Below are 23,172 nucleotides of genomic sequence, written 5' to 3'. Positions count from 1 at the left end.
TTTCAGCTCTTTCAATAAAAATCTTATACCGCAACGGCACTTAATCCTTTTAAGCGTTTTACTTCCTGCTGCAACGCTTTCAAAAATCCTTGTATTTCAACTTCAGTATTGCTGTCACTGACACTGACGCGCACTGCGCCACGTGCCAGATCGGGTTCGACACCCATCGCCAGTAACACATGGCTGGGCTCTGTGCTGTCGCTGGAACACGCTGAGCCACTTGCTACAGCAAAACCGGCTTTGTCCAGCGCGGTTACCAGTGTTTCCCCTTCAATATTGGGGATAGCAAAAAAACTGGTATTTGGCAGCCTGTTGGCCTGCTGGCCAAATAAAGTAACACCCAGCGTTTGCAAGCCGACTTCAAGCTGCGCACGTAACTTAGATTGGGCCTCGCTACGCGATTTCAATGTCTGGGCTGCCAGCTTGCAGGCTTCAGCAAACCCGACAATGCCTGCGACGTTTTCGGTGCCGCTACGCAGGCCGCGTTCCTGGCCACCGCCATGTAACAGCGGTGCAATATCCACACGCTTATCCAGTATCAGGGCACCTACACCCACCGGCCCGCCTATTTTGTGGCTGGAAATCGTCATGGCGTTGACGCCAAGTGCATTAAAATCTACTGCTAACTTGCCAAACGCCTGTACTGCATCGGTATGACATGAGGCACCGTGGGCTTTGGCCAGTGCTGCCAATTCTGCAATGGGCTGTATGGCACCGGTTTCATTATTTGCCAGCATGGCTGAAACCAGGCCGGTGCGCGTGCTTAACTTTTGCTCGGCATCTGCCAGGTCAATCACACCTTGGGCATCTACTTGTATCGTTTGCACCTGCCAAGAATGCCAGGCTAGCGATTGCGCAGGGCGCGATACACAAGGATGCTCGATGGCACTGACCAGTAATTGCGCAGGCGCCAGATTGGCAGTGATGCCTTTAACAGCGAAGTTATTCGCTTCAGTACCACCAGAGGTAAACACCACTTGCGACGCTTGCACACCAAGGCAGGCAGCAATTTGTTTTCTGGCCGATTCAACGGCATCGCGCGCATTGCGCCCATATACATGGCGGCTAGTTGCGTTACCGGTCGTTTCAGTTAACCAGGGCAGCATTGCTTGCAAAACCTGAGGTTTTAAAGCGGTGGTGCTGTTATGGTCAAAGTAAACCGTATTCATGCGAATTTAATCAGCCTTAAGCTGCAAGCGTAGCGTCAGAGTTACATTTGCGCGGTGAAAAATGCACTGTGCCAGCGCCTTTTTTCTTTTGCATTTCAACCATGTCAGCCAAACTCACGCCAGACAAATAATCAAGGATTTTGCCATTCAGTGATGCCCATAACTCATGCGTCATGCAACGGCCCTCATCATGACAGTCTTCATTGCCGCCACATTGAGTAGCATCAATCTGCTCATCCACCGCGGTGATAATGTCAGAGACTGAAATTTCGGCATGTGCCTTGGCAATTCGGTAACCGCCACCAGGCCCACGTACACTGGAAACCAGGCCTTGCTTGCGCAACCTGCTGAACAGCTGCTCCAGGTAAGAAAGGGAAATGCTTTGACGTTCACTGATACCAGCCAATGTGATCGGTTTGTCAGCCTCATAAAGCGCTATGTCCAGCATGGCTGTGACTGCAAAACGTCCTTTAGTGGTTAATCGCATCTATGTAACACCTTTTAAAACAGACTGAAATTGTATAATAACCTACTAATTTAGTCAATTATTATGGGCGAAAAGTTCAATGCTTAAAAGGGGCTGAATGCCGCATAGATATTGGTGTTGAGAACGGTTCTTATTCCGGTTTTTTGGCGAACGCTTCACCGACGCCAGACTCGGTTTCAGCGTCACTGAGCTTGGCTAACTGCGCTTTTAGTTCCGCAATATCGGTTTCCTGCTTATGCGCATGGTCGAGCAAGCTGTTGATGGCATTGATCATGGGATCATTTTCATCATTGCCCACCGCATAGGCACTGAAACCCATTTTTTGCGCAGCGCTTTGCCGTTGTTTATTCTTTTCTTCTTCGAGGATGCGGGCAGGGATGCCGACAGCGGTCGCGCCCTCAGGCACATCTTTCACCACCACCGCATTCGAGCCGATTTTGGCATTTTTACCTATGGTGATTGGGCCTAACACTTTGGCGCCCGCACCTATCACCACGCCGGTTTCCAGCGTAGGGTGACGTTTGCCTTTATTCCAGCTTGTCCCGCCAAGCGTGACACCGTGATACAAAGTACAGTCATCACCAATAATGGCTGTTTCGCCAATCACCACGCCCATGCCATGATCGATAAAGACGCGATGACCAATCACCGCACCGGGGTGGATTTCAATACCAGTGATCCAGCGCCCGAAATGAGAAAGCAAACGGCCTAGCCAGTACAAACGGTGCGTCCATAACCAGTGGCTAACCCGGTGGAGAATGAGTGCGTGTACGCCAGGATAGGTAGTGAGGATTTCAAAGTGTGTACGTGCCGCCGGATCGCGGTCGAACACAATTGAGATATCTTCTTTGAGGTGATCAAACATGCGCGCATTATGCCATAAGTTGTTGCGACAGCCGCAAAGGCAACTTTTGGCAGCGAGCAACTTTCGATGGGGTTGTTCTCAACTTGTCATGCTTAATACTTATTATGCTTTTTAGGGTTCACCGATAATGTCAGTATCCCACGCAGCAAATTCACTTCTTCTTTTTCCAGCCGGGTGCGGCCATATAAACGGCGCAGGCGCTCAAACAGCTTTTTCGGTGCGCGTGGGTTGATATAACCTATATGTTCCAGCACCTCACGCATATGCTCATAAAAGCGTTCCAGGTCATCTTGCGTCGCCAGCTCAGATGGTTTTTCCTGGTAGTGCAGTTCACCAGTGGTCACCGCCATACGCACTTCATAACTCATGATTTGCACCGCTTGTGCCAGGTTCAGTGAAGTGTATTCCGGGTTAGCCGGAATAGTGGCTAATACATGGCAGAGATCAGCCTCGGCATTACTCAGCCCGCTCATCTCAGTCCCAAATACCAAAGCCACCTGGCTATGTTCAGAAGTCGTTTTCACTACTTGCGCCGCTTCACGCACAGTCATCACCTGCTGTGACAGTGAGCGCTCTTTACCGCTGACCCCGATCACAAACTGGCAGTCAGCCAGTGCTTCTTCCAGTGTTTGTGTGACCACTGCCTCCTCAAGTACACCCGCGGCATTCACAGCGAGTGACGTTGCCTCAGGATCAGGGAAGTGCTTGGGCCTGACCAGGTAAAGACGGTCCAGCCCCATGGTTTTCATGGCGCGGGCAGTGGAGCCAATGTTGCCGGGATGGCTGGTCTGGCAGAGTACAACGCGGATATTATTGAAGTGGATAGTCATGGCCTGGCTGGTTGAGGTGATAGAACTGGCGCGTACTTAATGAATCACTTATTCAATTTAAACTGCAATTCATTTTGTGAACGCATGATAAAACGTTAAAATGCTATTTTATCAGTTGATCCTCCCAAATACAGCATGCATCCTACCCTAAATGTCGCCATTCGCGCCGCGCGTGAAGCAGGCAAAATCATTAACCGTGCCGCCCAGGATATTGGCGCCTTAAAAATCGAGCAAAAGGATACTAACGACTTTGTCAGCGAAGTCGACCGCGGTGCTGAACAAGCGATCATCGATATCTTGAAAGATGCCTATCCAAAACACGGCTTTTTGGGGGAAGAAAGCGGTAAATCCAATGCTGAAGCAGAAAGCATCTGGATCATTGATCCACTGGATGGCACCACCAACTTTTTGCATGGATTCCCGGCGTACTGTATCTCGATTGCCTTGCAGGAAAAAGGCGTACTCACACAAGCGGTGATCTATGACCCGGTACGCAATGACCTGTTCACAGCCACCAGGGGCAGCGGTGCATTCTTGAATAATCGCCGTATCCGCGTCACGCAACGCACCCGTTTGCAAGAAAGCCTGATCTCTACCGGTTTTCCGTTCAAGGATTTCAGCTACCTTGAAACCTACATCAATATTTTCCGTGACATGGCGAAGAAAACCTCTGGTTTGCGCCGTCCAGGGTCAGCGGCACTTGACCTGGCTTATGTTGCGGCAGGCTTCTCGGATGGATTCTTTGAAATCAATTTGTCACCTTGGGATATCGCTGCCGGTGCGTTGTTAGTGCAGGAAGCAGGCGGCATCATTGGTGACTTTGAAGGTAATGAGAGCTGGTTACGGACCGGGAATATTGTGGCGGCGAACCCGAAGGTGTTCGGGCAGATGTTGCAGGTGATTGCACCGCATTTGACGGAGCGGATTAAGACGCCGACGTTAGAGGCGTAGGTCTGGTCAGTGTTGGGAAAAAAACCGGGTAGTGATAGCCGGGTTTTTTTGTGGGTGGCGTATGCGCGAAGTATGCATTTGCGGTGAAGTTTTAAACGGTAATTCTTTAGATGATTTCACGGTTGCTTATCGCCTGTAGGGGAGTAGTTTGCTATTGTTCCTCTGTTGGACGGATGCTTTTCGCCACTCGGCGAGTGACTTTTCTTTGCTTGCCCAAAGAATAAGTCACCAAAAGAAAGGGCACCCTAGCTTCCGCTTATTTCCTGCGTTGCTCGTCAACGTGGGCGTCCAGCGGAACTCGCCCTAGCGGCTTGCAAAGAACGCAAGCCACCGCGGAGCTCAAACAAGCGCTGGCCGACAACTCCCACGCTGACTGCGCTACTCGGCGCGTCAGATAGGGGCCCGTGAAAAGCACCACGCGGTTACTTAAGTGAGATTTCTTACATTGCGTCCCGTACAACCATTGAAATAGAACAAAGCAAACGGACAAAATGACCAACAAAGTAGTTTGTTGGTCATTTGCTTTAGGTCTTATAAAAAAGTCACTTAGCGCCCTGAGTGCTATACGTTTAACCAACATCTCATCGTGGTGGTTTTAACCGGGCCCCTATCTGACGCGCCGAGTAGCGCAGGCAAAATAAGGAGGAAGGGAGCGACTGTCCGAATCCCGCAGTAGCTCACGGTTTGTGTGAGCTACCAGGTTGAGTTTCGTGACCGCTTATTTTGGCGAGCAACGGAGGAAACAAGCGGAAGCTAGGGTGCCTTTTCTTTTGGTGACTTATTCTTTGGGCAAGCAAAGAAAAGTCACTCGCCTAGAGGCGAAAGAAAATGGTGAAATAGAGCACAGAACTATCCAAAGAAATACCATTTAGAACTTCGCAGGAAATGCAACAATCGTTCTCTATTCGAATCAAGCCAATACCTTGACCGCCAGCGCCTGAATAATGATCTGCTACGGCGAATATCCTGCTAAAAGTTATTCAAGCAATCTCCCACTGAAAAATGCCGCTTTTGTTGTAAGATACAACAGCTTTTTATACTCATCATCTTTATAAATCTATCCTCCCGCATGGCCTTCGAAAACCACACCCCAATGATGCGTCAATACCTGGCGCTTAAAGCACAGTATCCAGACATGCTGCTGTTTTACCGCATGGGCGATTTTTACGAACTGTTTTTTGAAGATGCCGAAAAAGCGTCACGGTTGTTAGGGATCACGCTCACCCGCCGCGGCGCCAGTAATGGCGAGCCGATTAAAATGGCAGGGTTGCCCTATCATGCTGCCGAGCAGTATCTGGCCAAGCTGGCAAAAATGGGGGAGGCGGTCGCCATTTGCGAGCAGGTGGGTGATCCGGCGACTTCCAAGGGGCCGGTGGCGCGTGAAGTGACGCGCATTTTAACGCCTGGCACTTTGACGGATGCAGCGCTGCTGGATGAAACCCGCGACAATACTTTGCTCTGTATTGCCAAAGGCGATGGCGTGCTGGGGCTGGCACGCCTGAATCTTGCTTCCGGTGAATTTGTATTGAGCGAGATTGCGCCCGGTCATTTGTCACAGGAGCTGGAACGTATTCATCCTGCCGAATTGATCACGGGTGATGATCATGTGTCAGAGGTGTTGCAGCAGGCGCGTTGTGCGAAGAAGCGGCTGGCGCCCTGGCAGTTTGATCAGGAATCAGCGCAACGTAGTCTTTCCCAACAGTTTAATACGCATGACCTGGCCGGGTTTGGTTGTGGCGAGATGCCGGTAGCGGTGGCCGCGGCAGGTGCTTTGCTGGATTACGTCAAGCATACCCAGCGCACGGCATTGCCGCATATCACCGGTTTACGGGTAGAACAGACTAACCATTATCTGCAACTGGATGCTGCCACCCGCCGCAATCTGGAAATAGACACCACCATTCGCGGTGAGTCTAGCCCCACTTTATATTCTTTGTTGAATTCAACGCAAACGGCGATGGGCGCACGTTTGTTGCGGCACTGGTTGCACCATCCTTTGCGCAACCAGCATGTGATCCAGCAGCGCCATTTGGCGGTGGCTGAGTTATTGGCGCAATCTTTAGAGAGCGTCTTGCAGCAGGCTTTGCATCCTATCGGTGATATTGAACGCATGACTGCGCGCGTGGCACTCCGAAGTGCGCGGCCACGTGATTTGTCCGGCCTGCGTGATAGTTTGTTGCAATTGCCATCCCTCACCCAGGCATTGCCGCATGTGCAATCCAGTTTATTTCTCGGCCTGTTGGCGGAGTTGCAGATCCCGTCGGACGCTTTACAGTTATTGGCACAAGCGATTCAGGCCGAGCCTTCAGCCATCCTGCGTGAAGGCGGCGTGATTGCCAACGGCTATGATGCAGAGCTGGATGAGCTACGTGCTTTGCAAACTGACCACGGCGACTTTTTATTGCAGTTTGAAGCGGCAGAAAAGGCCAGGACCGGCATTGCCAACCTCAAGGTCGAATATAACAGCGTGCATGGCTTTTATATCGAGATCAGCCGTTTGCAGGCGGAGAGTGCGCCAGCAGAATACCGTCGCCGCCAGACATTGAAAAATGTGGAGCGCTTTATCACGCCGGAACTCAAGACGTTTGAGGATAAGGTGCTCAGCGCCAACGAGCGGGCACTTGCGCGTGAAAAAATGCTGTATGAACAGGTGCTGGATGCCATGTTGCCGCATATCACGGCCTTGCAACGGATTGCCACCGCAGTCGCCACCCTGGATGTACTCGCCTGTTTTGCCGAGCGCGCGCGGGCGTTGAATTATGTACAACCGCAATTCCGTGCCGATATTGGCCTAGATATCCAGCTAGGTCGCCATCCGGTGGTAGAGAGCATCGCCCAGCCTTATGTGGCAAATGATGTGGTGCTGAATCCTTATCGCCAGTTGTTGCTGATCACCGGCCCTAACATGGGCGGTAAATCTACCTTTATGCGCCAGACTGCACTGATTGTACTGCTGGCTTATTGTGGCAGCTTTGTGCCGGCACAGACGGCAGTCATTGGAGAGATTGACCGCATCTTCACCCGCATAGGCGCGTCGGATGACCTGGCCGGCGGTCGCTCTACTTTTATGGTGGAAATGACTGAAACCGCCAACATCTTGAATAATGCCAGCGCCAATAGCCTGGTGTTGCTGGATGAGATTGGCCGTGGTACCAGTACTTTTGATGGCCTGAGCCTGGCCTGGGCTGTCGCCAAGCAATTGCTGGAAAAAAACAAATCACTGACCTTGTTTGCCACACATTATTTTGAGCTGACGCGCATCGTCGATGAAGCCAAACACGCGGCCAATGTGCATCTGGACGCGGTTGAACATGGTCAGGGTATTGTGTTCCTGCATAAGGTAGAAGAGGGCGCTGCAACCATGAGCTACGGCATACAGGTGGCACAACTGGCTGGTATCCCAAGATCAGTGGTGCAACTGGCCAAGCGCAAGTTGCAGCAACTGGAAAACCAGAGCATGGCCACCACACCGCAAAATGATTTGTTTGCCGCCAATGCTGAACCTGAGGAACCGCCACTGCATGCGGTGGTCGCAGCATTGGAAAGCATACAACCAGACGACTTAACGCCCAAGCAGGCTTTAGAACTGCTCTATGCTTTAAAAAAACAACTGTGAGACTTTAGAAAACAATCGTGAGGATTTATGACCATACAAAAACCAGCAATCACCCAACAACCTGTTCATGAAGTCATCGCCAACCGCTGGAGCGGCCGAGCCTATGATGCCAGCAAGCCGGTGGCCAAAGAGCAAGTCATCAGCCTGTTAGAGGCCGCCCGTTGGGCACCTTCCTGTTTTGGGGATGAACCGTGGCGTTATGTGGTGTGTAACAAGGCCGATAATATGCAGGCCTGGCAAGCGGCCTTTGATTGCCTGGTGCCAGGTAACCAGGGCTGGGCGGTCAATGCGCCGGTATTGCTGCTGATTTGCGCAGACACCGTATTCAGGGCGAATGGCAAACCAAACAAATGGGCTCCTTATGACACCGGTGCTGCAACAGAAAACTTGTGTTTGCAGGCCACTGCATTAGGCTTGATGGCGCACCAGATGGGGGGCTTTGATGCCGATAAAGCGCGCGCCACGTTTAAAGTGCCGGAACGCTTCCAGATTTTGCCTATGGTGACTGTCGGTTACCTGGCTGCAGTAGAGGCCTTGCCTGACGATGTGAAGGAACGGGAACTGGCCGCGCGTAATCGTCAGCCACTGGGTGAGTTGTTTTTTGATGGCGCTTGGGAAAATCCAATTATCTAAATTGGGATAGCCTTATCAGCAAGCGTGTAGTGTAGCCAAGTTTCACTGCACGAATGTATTTGCAGCGCTAATGTAAAAGTGCGATGGCTAATGGCCTATCGCACTTTTTTATGTCCATAGATTACGTGATTTTTCTGGGCAGGTTGACCCAATCCTGCACGCTGGCGCGTTGCCACTGTAACGTCGCGTAATCGGCCAGGTATTCAGGCACGGGGTCGCCGGCCAATACCAGGCGGTTAATCATGAGTGCCAGGTCGGTATCGGCAATAGACCATTGTTCAAACAAATGTAGCTGGCCAGGTTGCAATAACTGCGCTGCTGCGTGAAACAGCTTGTTGGCCGCCGCCTGTGCTTTTGCTGATAATGGCTGTGGTGAGCGGCTCAGGAACACGACTTCTGTCGAGCGTTCTTCGCGGATAGGGAGCAAGTCACTCCTTAGCCAGGCCTGCAATGCTCTTGCGCGCGCTCTCGCTAACAGGTCGATGGGATACAGTTTAGGGCCGATATAGCATTCATCAATATATTCACTGATTGCGGAAGATTCGGACAGGCTGAAGTCATCATCGACGATGGCGGGCACCCGTTGCGTGCTTGAAATCTCGGCGTAGGCGGGTGCGGACTGTTCGGATTGTTGCAGATCTAACAGACGCAGTTCAAAGGTGAGGCCTTTTTCACGCAGCGCGACAAAAGCCGACATGGCGTAGGGCGAGAGATAGTCGGCATCGACGTAAAGTATCATCTGTCATCCTTATCTTTATGGTAAAGGGTTTAGATTCTCAATGAAGTGGCCGCGGCTGCACCCACTTCGTTTGAAATGCCCTGGAAAGATTAAACCAGGGCTGCTATTTTAAGGCCAATAATGCCTGCCACAATCAACACCAGGCTGCCTATACGCAATGGCGTTGCCGGTTCACCAAACAATATCATGCCTAATATCACGGTGCCTATGGCGCCAACGCCTACCCAGATGGCATAGGCCGTGCCTACAGGTAGGGTTTTCATCGCTAACCCCAGCAAACCCAGGCTGATGACCATGGCTAACACGGTGCCTACGGTAGGCCATAATTTGCTGAAACCATCGGTATACTTCAAGCCAATCGCCCAACCCACCTCAAACAATCCTGCAATCACAAGAATAAACCAAGCCATACTACATTCCTTTCAGGTTAAATCAGGGTCGTCCCTGGAGCAAATGGAGCGGTGGGGTCGTCCTCACTTCCTGGCTTCATCATACCTCAGGTGAAATGTTATTCAAGTGTTGCCGCTTTATGTGACATAGCGCAGAGAGAGCGCCGGAGGTATAGTTTGGTCTGCGGGTTGGTAATAGCAGTCGTATCCTCTGCTACAATAACGACACAAAAATTAATCCATTGGAACAGGAAATATCATGGCAGTATTAACGCTGACTAAAGCGAATTTTAAAGAAACCATTGAAAGCAATGATTTTGTTATCGTAGATTTCTGGGCGCCGTGGTGTGATCCATGTGTGGCATTCACACCAACCTTTGAAGCCGCCGCTGCCAAGCATACAGACATCGTGTTTGGTATGGTCAATACGGAAGCCGACCCGGAAATCTCCGAATATTTTGATGTGAAACAGATCCCGGGCCTGCTGGTGATTCGCGAGCGTGCAGGGATCAATGCGCAAGTGGGCGAGATTGGTGCCCCCGCTTTGGAAGAGATCATCAAATGGGCGCGTGACTATGACATGACACAGATCCGCAAGCATTATGCTGAAGAAGATGCGAAGAAAAACAAGGCTTAAATAATGCGTGTATAAAAGGCCATGCATTGCATGGCCTTTTGTTTTTTACACGATAGGCAATCTGGCACGTGCAATCACATTGCGCAAGACAAAGCTGGTATGCACACCAGTCACCCCAGCGATCCTGGTAATCTTGTGCAGTAATAAATGCTGGTAGTCATCCATATCCTTCACCACCACTTTCAATAAGTAATCTGATTGCTGCCCGGTAATCAACAAACATTCCAGCACTTCCGGCACATTGACGATACTCGCTTCAAAATTGGCGAATCGCTCCGGCGTATGCTGGTCCATAGAAATACCGATTAACGCCATCAGGCTCAATCCCAGTTTTTTGGCATCGACCAAGGCCTGGTAGCCGGTAATCAGGCCTGCCAGTTCCAGTGCTTTTACGCGGCGCAAACAAGGGGCAGGAGAGAGTCCTATGCGCTCAGCGAGTTCCTGGTTACTGATGTGTCCATCTGTTTGCAGGATATCCAGAATAAGCTTATCAAAACGGTCTAGTTTCATTTTTTTTGCGCATTAGATTTTAAATTGAAATAATATTGCATTTATTATTTATAAATTGAAATTGAATTTCAATATTAAGCTATTTTAAACAAAATAAGCAATAATATTTTTTATAAAATCACTATCATGTCTTCTATCGAATCACTATTCAGGAATGACAACATGCACGCACAACCTTCACAAAAATATCAGCCGTTTCCTGCTGTGCAACTCAAGGACCGCCAGTGGCCAAGTGCCGTGATCACCAAGCCGCCGGTGTGGATGAGTACCGATCTGCGTGATGGTAATCAATCGCTGTTCGAGCCTATGGATGCGGACAAGAAGATGCGTATGTTCAATATGCTGTGCCAGATCGGCTTTAAAGAAATTGAAGTAGCTTTCCCTTCTGCCTCGCAAACGGATTTCAATTTTGTCCGTTCATTGATCGAGCAAAACCATATTCCTGAAGATGTGACGATAGAAGTGCTGACGCAGGCGCGTGAGCACCTGATTCGCCGCACCATGGAGTCGGTGCGCGGTGCGCGACGTGTGATCGTGCATATTTACAATGCGATTTCGCCGACTTTTCGCGAAGTGGTGTTCAACATGAGCAAAGCTGAAGTGAAAGCGATGGCGGTTGACTCTGTCAAACTGGTCAAAGCGATGGCGGCCGATATGCCAGAAACAGAGGTGATTCTGCAATACAGCCCGGAAACCTTTACTGCGACTGAGCTTGAGTTTGCTAAAGAAGTCTGTGATGCGGTGACAGAGGCTTGGGGCGCGACGCCTGATCGCCAGGTGATCATCAATTGCCCGGCGACAGTGGAGGTCGCCACCCCCAATATTTATGCAGACCAGATTGAGTGGATGCACCGTCACCTTGCGCGACGTGACAGCGTGATCCTGAGCCTGCACCCGCATAATGACAGGGGTACGGCAGTGGCCGCGACTGAGCTTGGTATCATGGCGGGTGCTGACCGGGTAGAAGGTTGCCTGTTCGGGCATGGCGAGCGTACCGGCAATGTCGATCTGGTCACGGTCGCCCTGAATATGTATACGCAAGGCGTGCATCCTGGCCTGGATTTCTCGGATATGAATGCGGTAGGGCGTACGGTCGAAGAGTGTACGCAGATTGATATTCACCCGCGCCATCCATATGCCGGTGACCTGGTATTTACGGCGTTTTCCGGCTCACACCAGGATGCGATCAAAAAAGGCTTCGCCAGCCAGCAGGAAGATGCGCGCTGGAATGTGCCTTACCTGCCGATTGATCCTAAAGACCTGGGCCGTAGTTATGACTCTATCATTCGCGTCAACAGCCAGTCCGGCAAAGGCGGCGTCGCCTACCTGATGGAAAGCCAGTATGGCGTGGTGATGCCGCGTCGCCTGCAAGTGGAGTTTTCCGGTGTCGTGCAGCAATACACGGATACGCATGGCAGTGAGGTGACGGCGAAGGATATCTGGCAACTGTTTAACCGCACTTATACCGAACCCGCCTCATCGCTGAGTTTTCATGAGTATCAACTGCAATCGCAAGAAGGCGGCCAGGCCATCCGGCTGACCGTGGATGTCAATGGCGTGTCGACGATACTGAGCGGGCAGGGCAATGGACCGGTAGATGCCGCGATTCATGCACTGCAAGGGATAGGTGTATTTGCCCAGGTGCGTAGTTTCGAGGAACGCTCTATCGGCGCCAGTGCTTCGGCTGGGGAGGCGTCGGCGTGTGCTTTTGTTGAGGTTGTTTGCGGCGGTAAAGTGTATTACGGCGTAGGCATACACCCGGATATTGTGACTGCCTCCATCCAGGCGATCATCAGTGGTATCAATCGCTCTGGTCTTGCTGCAGATGATCTGGTTCCAGAAGGCATGGTGTCAGGGGCTATGGCCAAGTCTGCTTGATAACCAAGTCTGCCTTATAACTTAGGGGGTCAGTCATGCCAGCGCATGGCTGATGCTACCGTTTACCAGTGCCCGGTGGTCAGCAAGCGATAGATGAAATACACGCCCACCAGCATCATGAAATAGACTGGCAGGTTGCTGGCGTAACGCCGCTTCTGGTTGCTGATATGAGAGTTGTAACGGTGGAAAACTATGATCACCACAATCGCCAGCACCGCGATCGCGCTATTGAGCGGCGAGGCGGTCAGCCAATACCACCAGTCATAGGGCGTGATACCGGAGCCAAACATGTGGACGGCAATGCCTATCAGTCCGCAGATAATGAGGGCGACGGTGATGATGGCCTGCAATACCTGCCAGGCACCATCCGGGCGAATGTCGCGATTCTTGTTGAATTGATCAGGATCCATACAGCAATTCCTTTCCCAAACATCCTGCACACTGTGCGATTGACCGTTTGATACACCTCTACTATCAAGCGGATACTACATCCGCCGTCGTAAAGTTAGCTATTGCTGTTGCTGCCTGCCGCGCTTGAGTTGGTACCTGGGTTGCCAGGCAAGTAGCTGACCGGGTCAACCGGTTTGCCTTTTTGCCGAATCTCAAAATGCAACGTGGGTGGTTTGTTATTGCTTGCGGCGGGCAGTATCGCCAGTTTTTCACCTTGTGTCACAAAGACACCTTCTTTGACCAGGGAGTTTCCCTGGTGCGCATATACAGACAGCAAATTACTGTTGTGCTTGATGATGATCAGCTTGCCATAACCGCGCACATCCATGCCACTGTATATGACTTTTCCAGCAGCGGCAGCGTTAATTGCTTGCCCGGCGGCGCCTGTGATATTCAAACCTTTATTCAGTTGCGGGTCAAACCCGGCACTGACTTTGCCGGAAACTGGCCATTGCCATTGAATATCACTATCGGCAACAGCTTCAATATCCTGTCCTTCAGCCGCTGGTTTTGTACCATCTGTTGCAGTGCCAGGGCTGGTTACAGTTGAATTGGCAGTTTCACCAGCAGGCGCAAGTTCAGGACGCGTGATGGCGGAAGTCACGACTTCAGCGTCGTCTGCGCCGGATGTATCATTGGCTTTATTGTTTGCCACAGCTGCTGGCGCTTTAATATTCAATACCTGGCCGACATGAATCTCGTAAGGCGCTTGCAACTGGTTGATTTCAGCGAGTTTCAGGTGAGGGATGCCGAATTTCCTGCCGATATTGAACAGGTTATCGCCTTTTTGCACCAGATACTGGTTAGCGCCGACTGAGACTGGGGCCGCTGTTTTGTTTTCTGGGGTTTTGGAGGCGCTGCTCACCGGTGCGCGCGGCATGGGGGAGTTAAGCGCACACGCTGCCAGGGTCATGGCAGTGAATGCGGTGATGAGCAGCGAGCGTAATCTCATGATAAAGCGGTTCCCCCTAATAATGGTACAAATTTGACCGGTTCCAGGGCGGTTTTCTGTACGCCTTGCGCGGTCCTTTCAATCAGGTGCAACACCTGTTCCGAGGTGCCGACCGGAATCACCATGCGGCCACCTACTGCCAATTGGTCAACCAGTTCCTGCGGCACATGGCTGGAGGCTGCTGTGACCATGATGGCATCAAACGGGCCGTAATCTTTCAGGCCTATGCTGCCATCTGCGTGGTCGAGTTTCACATTGGTACACTTTAATGCCCGCAAATGGGTCCTGGCTTTCATGACCAGTGGCCGGATACGCTCCAGCGAAAATACTTCATTACTCACGCGCGATAGAACCGCGGTCTGGTAGCCACAACCGGTGCCGATTTCCAACACCTTGTTCAGTTGTTTGCCATTGCGCAGAATCTGCGTCATTTTAGCGACAATGTATGGCTGCGAAATAGTCTGGCCATAGCCTATCGGCAGGGACACATCTTCATAGGCACGGATGGACAATGCTTCATCGACAAAGATATGGCGCGGGATCTCTGCCATGACATTGATGACGACTTCATCCTGTATGCCTTGTTCACGCAAACGGGTTAGCATGCGCTCCCGCGTACGCGAGGAAGTCATGCCTATGCCGGTTTTATTGGTTGTTCTCGGAATTGCCATGGTGCTTAATTCTTGGCTTGTAACCATTGTTGCATGGTGTTGATTTGGGAGTGTTTGGTCAGGTCAACCTGTATGGGTGAGATCGACACAAACCCTTGTGAAACAGCATGGAAATCAGTGCCTTCGCCGCCGTCATTCGGTTGACCTGCCGCGCCGACCCAGTACACGGTCTCGCCACGCGGGGTTTTCAGTTGAATCACCGGTTCAGCTTTGTGGCGTTTGCCGAGGCGGGTGATTTTCTGGCCTTTGATCTCCTGCAATGGAACATCTGGCACGTTGACATTTAACAGGGTAGGCTCAAGGATTTCACTACGGTTAAAACGCTGGACCAGGTCCACCATCACCTTTGCAGCAGTTTCAAAATGGCTTGGCGCATGCTGTGACATCGAAACGGCAAAAGAGGGAATGCCCAGCAGGTAACCTTCAGTCGCTGCCGCTACCGTGCCCGAGTAAATGGTGTCATCACCCATATTGGCACCGTCATTAATGCCACTGATCACCATATCCGGCATTTCCTGCATCAACCCTGTCAGGGCGATGTGTACACAATCGGTGGGGGTGCCGTTCACATAAAAAAAGCCATTGGCAGCCTGTTTGACACTCAAGGGTCTATCCAGCGTGAGGGAATTACTGGCGCCGCTGCGGTTACGTTCCGGCGCGACCACCGTAATATCAGCAATTTTACTCAGGTGTTGTGCCAGGGCAGCCAGGCCTGGAGCCAGGTAGCCATCGTCGTTGGATAACAGGATTTTCATGCCGGATATTATATAAGGTTTAGTGCGCTTGTTTATGCCGGTACATGAAAGAATTTAGGGCATGCAAATTCGGATCAGCGATTGTCAAATGTCAGCATCAGGCAACCTGGTAACGCTTTCCAGTATATTTGGCGTACGCCACCACACTGGCGAAGAAAACCAGGCTCAAGACGATTTCCGTCCATGCCAGTGCGCGCGTGACGCCAGATTCAGACCAGGCCCTGACCACGCCTTCAGTAAAGTAAAGCAGGATCAGCATGCCAGCCCATTGGTAGGTATAGCGTTTGCCGCGCAAAATGCCGAACAATGGTGCCAGCAAAGGCAGGGTTTTTAAAAACAGCAAACTGCCGCCGCTGCGCAGGGGTGACCAGAAAATCTCCCAACCCAGACATAACAGGATCAAACCCAGCAGGCTAATACTGGCAGCCAGGCGGCTCCATTTCAAAATCGTCGCTATCATGATCGGCAGGCTTGTGCGAGTGCGACCAGGGCTTTGCGGGCATCCATCGCGTTTAACACCGGTTGCTCGAACTGAAAGCGTAACTGGCCGTAGTTTTCTTCGCCTTGCGTATATTTGACGTCAAAACCTTCGGCATCCAGCCCGGTCATCTCGGCCTGGTCGGCGGTGATGCCGTGAATGTGCTGGCAGTATTCCAGCATGCTGTCGATATGGTCATCATTCATATGTGTAACGATGCCTGCTTCCTGTGCTGCCAGCATGCTGGTTGCTAAATCTTCATTCAGGCTTTCTCCCTCAAACCAGTCCACCCGGCCAAGCCCGGCAATAAAGCGCACATGCTCCACACGGATACGGTAGAGATGGAATTCATCCAGGTCATAATAAGTCACTGCATCGGGAAAATAACGCAGGTAACGGGCACGGAAATCCTCGTCATTTTTTTCACAGGGCAGCGCTTCGCCTATTAATGTCAGTTGTGCCTGCTGGTTGCCTGCCTCAGAGAATATCAGCAATGAGACTTTGGCATTTTCATGCATATTTTTAGCATGTTCGGCGTAGGCGTTGACCAGGATCACAGGCTCGGCTTGCTGGTTACAGACGAACGGCGCGATGGCGCCAAACGGATAGCCTGGATACTTCATCGAGTAGGTGGACAGCACGGCATGGCGTGTGGCGAATAAAAATTGGCGGGCTTCGCGGGTGAGAGCGGCGGACATACGAGTTTTCCTCAGTAAACAGTTATTGCAATTTGAGTGCGGTTTCGGCCAGGCGTTTCCCTAACGCCATGCATAATTTTTTTTCATCATCTGATATCGGCTGGTCATCTTTCGCGCCGCCAATATGGCTGGCGCCATACGGCGTGCCGCCTGTTTTGGTCGTGCCCAGTTGCGGTTCGGAGTAAGGCAGGCCCACCATCAGCATGCCGTGATGCATCAGTGGGATCATCATGGTCATCAGCGTCATTTCGTTACCGCCATGCATGGACCCGGTTGAAGTGAACACAGCTGCCGGTTTACCGATCAATGCGCCTTTCAGCCACAGGCTGGTGCTGCCATCGAGAAAGTATTTCATCGGTGCAGCCATATTGCCAAAACGGGTAGGGCTGCCCAAAGCGAGCCCGGCACATTCCTCCAGGTCCTGCAACGTGGCATAAGGCGCACCCGCAGTCGGAATATCAGGCTCTGTCGCTTCGTGATTGGCGGAGATTTTAGGCACGGTACGCAGCTTGGCTTTGGCGCCAGGCACGCTTTCGACACCGCGTGCGATCAGTTGCGCCATTTCTTTGACAGCGCCGCCCTGGGAATAATAAAGAATCAGGATATCAGTCATTTTTTTCGTTTGTCGCGTAATTTCTGTTTTTGGTCATCTAACTCAAACAAGCCGATGGCGTTCACCAGTTCACTGAATTTGGTATATCCGTAATTGCGTGAGTCGAAGGCGGAAAAGTTTTTAACGATATGGTTTTTCACCGCGCCCATGGCGGCAAACCCGGTTTCGTCAGACAGCCCTTCAATCGCTGAACGGATCAGTGAAACCAATTTGGCATCGTTCGCCAATTGTTGTTTGGTTTTTTTGCCAATCGGCACCAGCGTGATTTGTTCGTCATCCGGCTTGGGTTTGGTGGTGGCTTCGACTGGCGCAGAAGATTCCTCCACGCTTTTCTCCTGCAGCAGGATCTCAAAATAGACAAACTGGTTACAGGCGGCTCTTAATGATTCCGGCGTTTTATTCTCGCCGAAACCATACACAAACTTGCCGGCTTCGCGCAAGCGTATCGCCAGCCGCGTAAAGTCGCTATCGCTGGAGACGATACAGAAACCATCGAGCGGGGCAGTGTAGAGCAAATCCATGGCATCAATGATCAGGGCGCTATCGGTGGCATTTTTGCCTTTGGTATTGGCGTATTGCTGTATCGGCTGGATAGCGTGTTTAGGTAATACCGGCTTCCACTGTTTGACATGGTCTGAAGTCCAGTCGGCATAAATACGCCTGACACTGATGTCGCCGAATTTGGACATTTCTTCAAACAGTTCATCAATAATAGGAATGACCTTGAACGTGTTGTCAGCATCTATCAAGACTGCCAGCCGTGGATTTTTATTGTCCTGATGCATGCCATCCTCCTGGATTAATCAAAGCTGAAACCGTAGAACACATCCAGCGCATTATCCGAACCGGTCCTGGTTTCAATCGAGATGCGGTTGGTTAATTGGTAGGTGAGTTTACCAACATTTAGTAGCCCGACAATGCTTTTTTCATAGCCGACCACCAGTTTGTTATTGATGCGTTTGCCTACGCTGACCGCATAGTTGGTAGAACCTGAGCCACGTACATCAATGCTGTCCAGGCCTATGGTCTGTGCGATTTTGGTTTGCAGGGAGACGGAGTCGCCTTGTGACAATAATGCACTGGCTGCTACCGACAGCATGGCTAAATCATTGCTGCCGACCGCCGACATCGGTTGCCCCAGTACCAGTAGCGAAATCTTGTTCTCATTGCTGGTTTCCGGCGTGGAAACCAGTTTGAGTTCCGGTGTTTGCAGGCTGCCGTTGATTTGTATGCCGACTTTGGTATTTTCTACCTGCCGGGTGGCCAAGATATCCAGGCCGATATTCGGGATCTTGCCACTGAAGATCAGCCGGCCGGTTTCTATATTCAACGATTGTCCATAAGCCAGGTAGGTGCCGGTCAAATCCAGCGTGCCGGTCGCCCCCAGGTCATCCAGCGCGCCATCCAGCCGCATTTTTCCGCTCAGCGCGCCATTCAAGCCTTGGCCGCGCAGCATGAACTGTTCAGATTCCTTGAAGGGTAGTACTAGTGGTTTGTCGCCAAAATCCAGCCCGAAATCGTGGAAGGTCACGCGTGATTGTTGCTTGGCTACGGCATTTTCCGGCGATTCAATAATGATATCTTCATCCAGTTGTGGCTTATCCGCTTTAGGTAATTCAAATAAGCCTTTATGGATTTTAAGATTGCCGCTGATATTGGTGTTTTCACTATTCAGCCGTAATTTGGTCTCCCCGCTGAGTTGCACCCAGCGGTCTACCCGCGAGAGTGCCTGCAGTTTGTTCAGTTGCGCGGAGAGGTCCAGTTGCCAGCCAGGTTGCTTCAAGGCTAACACCCCGGTGGCATTCAATTCACCGCTCTTACCGGCAAAGTGTATCTGGTTGAAAGTCACCTGATCGCCTGCCATGGTCGCGTTCAAGCGCCCTTGTTCCAACCATACCCCTTGTGAAGGTACTTGCAAGGCAAGTGATTCGCCTTGAATAGACCCTTTCAGTTGCGGGTCTGCCATCACGCCGCTGATCTGTGCGTCTATCGCCAGGCTGCCCGCAGGCTGTATGTCGGAGAACAGTTTGGCGAACCAGCTCAGTTGTTTAATATCCGCTTTCAGACTGGCGGAAACCGGGGCCGAGTTCTTGATGACAAGCCCGGTCAGCGTTGGTGTAACCACGGTGTTTGCCGACAATTGCAGGTTGATGGCTTCGGCGGAATTGATGGTGCTGGCAACGCTCACGTTGTTGTTTGCAGCTTTGATATCCGCCGAGAGCGTCTGCAGGCCCAAGCCCTGCCATTTGGCATTGTTGATGTCATACACCTGCCAGTCGCCCTGGCTGCGCTGCAGTTGCAGGAAACCATTCAGGCTTTGGTCCAGCTGCATATCCCACTGTGCAGATAATTGCAGATGGTCTGCCGGTAACGGCGCTGATTGTTCAGGCACCAGCCAGGCCATTAAGGCTTGCAGTGGAAAATCCTTCAGGACGCCACGCGACTGTAATTGCATCATGCGGGCCGCTTGCGCAGAGGCAGGGTTGTCAGCCTGGGCAGGGCGGTAGTGTAACTTTTCCAGTTGCAGTTGACCGGCAAACACATTCAGTGCCAGCTGTTGCAGGTCGAACCCTTGTGCGGCGCTCCACGACATGCTTGCCGGGCTTGCCAGCCGGAAAACTTTACCGCTGGCATCCTGCAATTGTGTCAGCTGGGCCTGCCAGCTGTCGTTCTGCCAGGCACCATTCAGTGCGAGCTGGATATTGCGTTGCAATGACGGGTCAGAATCCTTGATTTGCAGTGTGAGCTGGTGCTGCGCCAGTGTGCCTTTTAAATTCAGTTCTGCCTCAATCGGCGGGCTGTCAGTGCCCTGGCTGTTCTGTTGCGACAGGCCGTGCAGTTTGATTTGTTGGTCTATGGCAGCCTGCAGATTATCCGACGCTTGTCCTTTTACCTCAAAACCAGCGATGACCAGGCCTTTAGGTAGTTGCAGTTGCTGGCCAGACAAACGGTAGCTGGCATAAAAGCCATCAGCAAGATGCTGAACCGTGCCATCTCCTTTGACCTGGCCTGAGAATCCCGGCATAAAGTGCGCCAGGTTGGGTAGATCGGCCTGCCAGTTCAGCTGGGTGCCTGCGGGCGGCGCAGGCTGGGCGCTGCGGATGGTGAACGTGTTTTTATCCAGTTGTGCCAGCAAATCCAGCTTGGTCAGTTGCTGAGCTTGCAGGGTCGCCGTGCCGCGTACAATCAGGGGTTGCGATTGCAAGCGGCTATCTCCGGCATCTACCGTGACTTGTATCGTACCCTGGTCGGTGAGGCTGCCATCGGCCACGACTTTTAAATCCATATGCCCTGCCAGCTGTGGATGCACATGCCTGGCCTGGAATTGTTGCAAATGAAAAAGAAAATGGCTGTTGCGCGCCTCGTTCAGGCCGATAGTGGCTTTGAGCGCCACTATGTCTTGGCCGTCTTGCGTGGCAGGCACAATCGCAAATGGTTTGGCATCAGGCTGGTAATGGTGGCTGGCGGCAATTTCCAGCTTGGTCAGGTCACCATGTAATTCTGTACGCAGATGATAGGGCAGGGTGCCTTGTGACTGCTGTACATCCATCCACCCAGTTAAAGGAAACGGTGCCGCATTCTGCATCTGGAAATGAGTACTGATTTCGCCCCACGGGCTATGCGCCTGCGCAATGCGGAATTGCATGGCCTGGTTGTCGGCATCCAGGTCAAAGCTGATCTGTTCTATATGGTAAGTGCTTTGCCCCTGGATAATGGTCAGGCGTTCAATATGGCCTGACAGCAGATGAAAGGGGAGTGGGATGTTGATGCGCTTTGGCAAGGGGCCGCTTGCCGTTTTAGTGCTGGCAGGCGGCGTATCTGCTGGTGTTTTGAACTGTAAAGTCACCTGCCTGGCAGTAAAGCTCGATACGGTCAGTTCGCCACGAGGAGTCACCCCCAGCCGCATATCCGAAGCGATACCTTCGACCTTGAGCGTAGCATTGCCGAGGTCAGTTTCAAATTCTTTAAGGCTGGTCACCACCATGACATTGGCGGCCCAGACCATTTGTGGCGTGATGATCAGGCTCAGGCAGAGCGTGGAAACAAGACTTAACCTGCATAGTCGTGACAGTAAGTGAACAAATGACATTAAAAATTCACTCCCAGGTTAAAGTGCAAACGGTATTCCTTGGTTTCTTCACCATAGGCGATATCGACGCCTACCGGGCCGATCGGGCTGCGGAAACGCGCACCCAGGCCATAGCCTAGCACCGGGTCATAGTCTTTCCAGCTATTGGCAGCATTACCAAAATCCACAAATACCGCTGCGCCCCATGAAGGCGTCAGCCATTGCACCACTTCACTGCTGCCGGTGAGCAATACGCGACCGCCGACCGTGGCGCCGCCTTCATTCACGCCTAACGATTGAAAAGCATAGCCACGCACAGACTGGTCACCACCGGCACGGAATAAATAAGTCGCAGGAACCTTGCTGGCGGAGCCATTGACACTGCCTACTTCAATCCTGCCCAGCCACTGGGTCGAGCTGGTCAGCGGGTAAAACGCCTGCAACCTGGCCTGCGACTGCAAAAAACGGCCATCAGAAATACGTTCAAACGGCGAAAGCTGAAATTGCGTATTCAATATCCAGCCTTTGGTCGGGGCCTGCTGGTGATCCAGCTCGCGCATATTCAAACCATAAGTCACTGTGGCGGCTTTATTGAACTGCGAAGTGACGTCATCCACTTCCAAAAATTCATATAACAGGTTAGCGCCTACAAATTGTTCAAACTTGCGCGGTTGGCCCCAGTAGCGCCGCACCCCGTTTTGAAACGCAGTAGTCACTTGCCCTTCGAGGTCGGTGCGGGTCAGACTGTTCTGTATGCTGTCCCGGTAGCCTTTATCATCTGTGAGGAAAGTAATGTTGGAGGTGGCGGCCTGCAAACGCTGTTCCAGGCGTATGCTGCTATCCCACAGCAATCCGCGCTCAAACAAATTGCGATCAGTGTAATTAAACACAATGCGCGCGCCGGTATTTGTGCTGGCGCCCACGCCTATGCGAAAGGATTTTTCTTCTATTTCACGCACGGTCACCTCTACATCTGCGGTGTGGTCTGGGTTCAGTGCGTGCGTGTTTGCCACCACATCTACCTGGCTGAACTTGCCTGTGCTCATGAAACTGTTTTGCAATAACAGTAAATCTGACTGCCGGTATGGAGCACCGGGTTTCAGGGTGTTCAACGGGCGGATCAAGGCTTCCGGGTAATGTTGCAAGCCATGAATATTGACCTTGCCGAAACGCACGACCGGGCCGGAGTCCACCGCAATATTAATTGAGACTTCCTGGGTTTGCGGTTGCACGATGGCTTGTGATTGCGTGATTCTGGCATTGGGAAACTCTGCGCGCAGCAATGCGGCCAGTAAGTCGCGTTTGGCGGCCGCCCAGGCGGGCTGGGTAAACACGTTGTTGATTTGTAATGACCAGCTTTTATTGGCTTCTGCCAGTATCTCCTGGTGTGCGGGCTGTTGTATTTCCCCGCTGAGGGTCAGCACAACCTTGCTCACTTTTGCCTGCGGCGGCAAATTCACGTGAAACTCAATCACATTTGCGACAGGCTGGTAGGCCACTGTTTTTACTTTGAAATAGCCCTCGGTGGCCAGCAGGTCAGCGATTTCCTGCGGGGTTTTCTGGATCAGCCGCCGCCATTCACCCTCGTTCATACGCGGGTTTTGCATGGATTCGTGCAGCGTCAGGTGTTTTTCAAGCAACTCATGCAGCTGCTGTTTGTTTTCGGGAGGTGTTTCGCTATTGAGGGAAAAACGCGTCTGGTAAGTGCCTTGTTTGACCTGGAACCACTCGGCCTCCTGCGCTTGTGCAGAAGGGATATGCATGAGTAAACACGCAAGAAAA

General features: G+C 51.8%; 22 protein-coding genes. 5 read left to right on the top strand and 17 right to left on the bottom strand.

Going from position 1 to position 23,172, the window contains the following annotated elements; translation table 11 throughout:
• Positions 1-23: 23 nt before the first annotated feature.
• The 4 genes from ACSSVF_RS13330 to ACSSVF_RS13315 all read right to left on the bottom strand — a co-directional run bounded on the left by ACSSVF_RS13330 (position 24) and on the right by ACSSVF_RS13315 (position 3,351).
• Entirely contained in the window at positions 24-1,169 is a 1,146-nt protein-coding gene (locus ACSSVF_RS13330) for a cysteine desulfurase family protein (RefSeq protein ID WP_492404059.1), read from the bottom strand.
• Positions 1,170-1,185: 16 nt separating this feature from the next.
• Complete coding sequence (locus tag ACSSVF_RS13325) at positions 1,186-1,656, bottom strand: Rrf2 family transcriptional regulator (protein WP_442586090.1); 471 nt, start codon at positions 1,654-1,656, stop codon at positions 1,186-1,188.
• Between the two features lie 130 nt (positions 1,657-1,786).
• Entirely contained in the window at positions 1,787-2,521 is a 735-nt protein-coding gene (cysE, locus tag ACSSVF_RS13320; protein ID WP_442586091.1) for a serine O-acetyltransferase, read from the bottom strand.
• A 92-nt stretch (positions 2,522-2,613) separates the two neighbouring features.
• Positions 2,614-3,351, bottom strand: coding sequence for an RNA methyltransferase (locus ACSSVF_RS13315; protein WP_442586092.1), 738 nt, complete (start codon positions 3,349-3,351; stop codon positions 2,614-2,616).
• 135 nt (positions 3,352-3,486) lie between these two features.
• Between ACSSVF_RS13315 and ACSSVF_RS13310 the strand changes: the two genes are divergently transcribed.
• The 3 genes from ACSSVF_RS13310 (at position 3,487) to ACSSVF_RS13300 (ending at position 8,551) form a co-directional block, all read left to right on the top strand.
• Positions 3,487-4,302, top strand: coding sequence for an inositol monophosphatase family protein (locus ACSSVF_RS13310; RefSeq protein ID WP_442586093.1), 816 nt, complete (start codon positions 3,487-3,489; stop codon positions 4,300-4,302).
• Positions 4,303-5,395: 1,093 nt separating this feature from the next.
• A complete protein-coding gene (gene mutS, locus ACSSVF_RS13305; protein ID WP_442586094.1) occupies positions 5,396-7,918 on the top strand; it encodes a DNA mismatch repair protein MutS in 2,523 nt (840 codons plus the stop codon).
• Positions 7,919-7,951: 33 nt separating this feature from the next.
• Positions 7,952-8,551, top strand: a complete 600-nt coding sequence (locus tag ACSSVF_RS13300; RefSeq protein ID WP_492406357.1) for a nitroreductase family protein — start codon at positions 7,952-7,954, stop codon at positions 8,549-8,551.
• 121 nt (positions 8,552-8,672) lie between these two features.
• On the opposite strand, the gene yfcF is transcribed toward ACSSVF_RS13300, so the two are convergent.
• Positions 8,673-9,290: a glutathione transferase gene (gene yfcF / locus ACSSVF_RS13295; RefSeq protein ID WP_442586095.1), complete on the bottom strand. Its 618-nt coding sequence runs from the start codon at positions 9,288-9,290 to the stop codon at positions 8,673-8,675.
• Between the two features lie 89 nt (positions 9,291-9,379).
• Positions 9,380-9,700 (bottom strand): quaternary ammonium compound efflux SMR transporter SugE, encoded by a 321-nt coding sequence (gene sugE, locus ACSSVF_RS13290; RefSeq protein ID WP_442586096.1) that lies wholly within the window; start codon positions 9,698-9,700, stop codon positions 9,380-9,382.
• A 238-nt stretch (positions 9,701-9,938) separates the two neighbouring features.
• On the opposite strand from sugE, the gene ACSSVF_RS13285 reads away from it, so the two are divergent.
• Positions 9,939-10,316 (top strand): thioredoxin family protein, encoded by a 378-nt coding sequence (locus ACSSVF_RS13285; RefSeq protein WP_442586097.1) that lies wholly within the window; start codon positions 9,939-9,941, stop codon positions 10,314-10,316.
• Between the two features lie 45 nt (positions 10,317-10,361).
• Here the strand turns inward: ACSSVF_RS13285 and ACSSVF_RS13280 are convergent, their stop codons facing one another.
• Positions 10,362-10,826, bottom strand: coding sequence for an Lrp/AsnC family transcriptional regulator (locus ACSSVF_RS13280; RefSeq protein ID WP_492404055.1), 465 nt, complete (start codon positions 10,824-10,826; stop codon positions 10,362-10,364).
• Between the two features lie 162 nt (positions 10,827-10,988).
• Between ACSSVF_RS13280 and leuA the strand changes: the two genes are divergently transcribed.
• Complete coding sequence (leuA, locus tag ACSSVF_RS13275) at positions 10,989-12,704, top strand: 2-isopropylmalate synthase (protein ID WP_442586099.1); 1,716 nt, start codon at positions 10,989-10,991, stop codon at positions 12,702-12,704.
• 62 nt (positions 12,705-12,766) lie between these two features.
• Here leuA and ACSSVF_RS13270 read toward each other — a convergent pair whose 3' ends face one another.
• The 10 genes from ACSSVF_RS13270 to ACSSVF_RS13225 form a co-directional block, all read right to left on the bottom strand.
• Entirely contained in the window at positions 12,767-13,114 is a 348-nt protein-coding gene (locus ACSSVF_RS13270; protein ID WP_442586100.1) for a hypothetical protein, read from the bottom strand.
• 95 nt (positions 13,115-13,209) lie between these two features.
• The gene (locus ACSSVF_RS13265) at positions 13,210-14,106 is read right to left on the bottom strand and encodes a peptidoglycan DD-metalloendopeptidase family protein (RefSeq protein WP_492404053.1); all 897 of its coding nucleotides are present in this window, start codon (positions 14,104-14,106) and stop codon (positions 13,210-13,212) included.
• Positions 14,103-14,777 (bottom strand): protein-L-isoaspartate(D-aspartate) O-methyltransferase, encoded by a 675-nt coding sequence (locus tag ACSSVF_RS13260; RefSeq protein ID WP_442586102.1) that lies wholly within the window; start codon positions 14,775-14,777, stop codon positions 14,103-14,105. The genes ACSSVF_RS13265 and ACSSVF_RS13260 overlap by 4 nt, the downstream gene beginning before the upstream one ends.
• Positions 14,778-14,782: 5 nt before the next feature.
• Positions 14,783-15,532 (bottom strand): 5'/3'-nucleotidase SurE, encoded by a 750-nt coding sequence (gene surE, locus ACSSVF_RS13255; RefSeq protein ID WP_492404051.1) that lies wholly within the window; start codon positions 15,530-15,532, stop codon positions 14,783-14,785.
• A gap of 97 nt (positions 15,533-15,629) precedes the next feature.
• A complete protein-coding gene (locus tag ACSSVF_RS13250) occupies positions 15,630-15,992 on the bottom strand; it encodes a DUF2069 domain-containing protein (protein ID WP_492404049.1) in 363 nt (120 codons plus the stop codon).
• Positions 15,989-16,708 (bottom strand): HugZ family pyridoxamine 5'-phosphate oxidase, encoded by a 720-nt coding sequence (locus ACSSVF_RS13245; protein WP_492404047.1) that lies wholly within the window; start codon positions 16,706-16,708, stop codon positions 15,989-15,991. Before ACSSVF_RS13245 ends, ACSSVF_RS13250 begins: the two co-directional genes overlap by 4 nt.
• 22 nt (positions 16,709-16,730) lie before the next feature.
• Positions 16,731-17,321, bottom strand: coding sequence for an NAD(P)H:quinone oxidoreductase (gene wrbA, locus ACSSVF_RS13240; protein ID WP_492404046.1), 591 nt, complete (start codon positions 17,319-17,321; stop codon positions 16,731-16,733).
• A complete protein-coding gene (locus ACSSVF_RS13235) occupies positions 17,318-18,106 on the bottom strand; it encodes an NYN domain-containing protein (RefSeq protein ID WP_492404044.1) in 789 nt (262 codons plus the stop codon). Before ACSSVF_RS13235 ends, wrbA begins: the two co-directional genes overlap by 4 nt.
• A gap of 14 nt (positions 18,107-18,120) precedes the next feature.
• Entirely contained in the window at positions 18,121-21,411 is a 3,291-nt protein-coding gene (locus ACSSVF_RS13230) for a translocation/assembly module TamB domain-containing protein (RefSeq protein ID WP_492404042.1), read from the bottom strand.
• Positions 21,411-23,153: an autotransporter assembly complex protein TamA gene (locus ACSSVF_RS13225; protein ID WP_492404040.1), complete on the bottom strand. Its 1,743-nt coding sequence runs from the start codon at positions 23,151-23,153 to the stop codon at positions 21,411-21,413. Before ACSSVF_RS13225 ends, ACSSVF_RS13230 begins: the two co-directional genes overlap by 1 nt.
• Positions 23,154-23,172: the final 19 nt, after the last annotated feature.

It is taken from the genome of Methylophilus sp. E2MeOHC9, from assembly GCF_058744375.1.
This window is presented reverse-complemented; position numbering and strand designations above follow the sequence as displayed.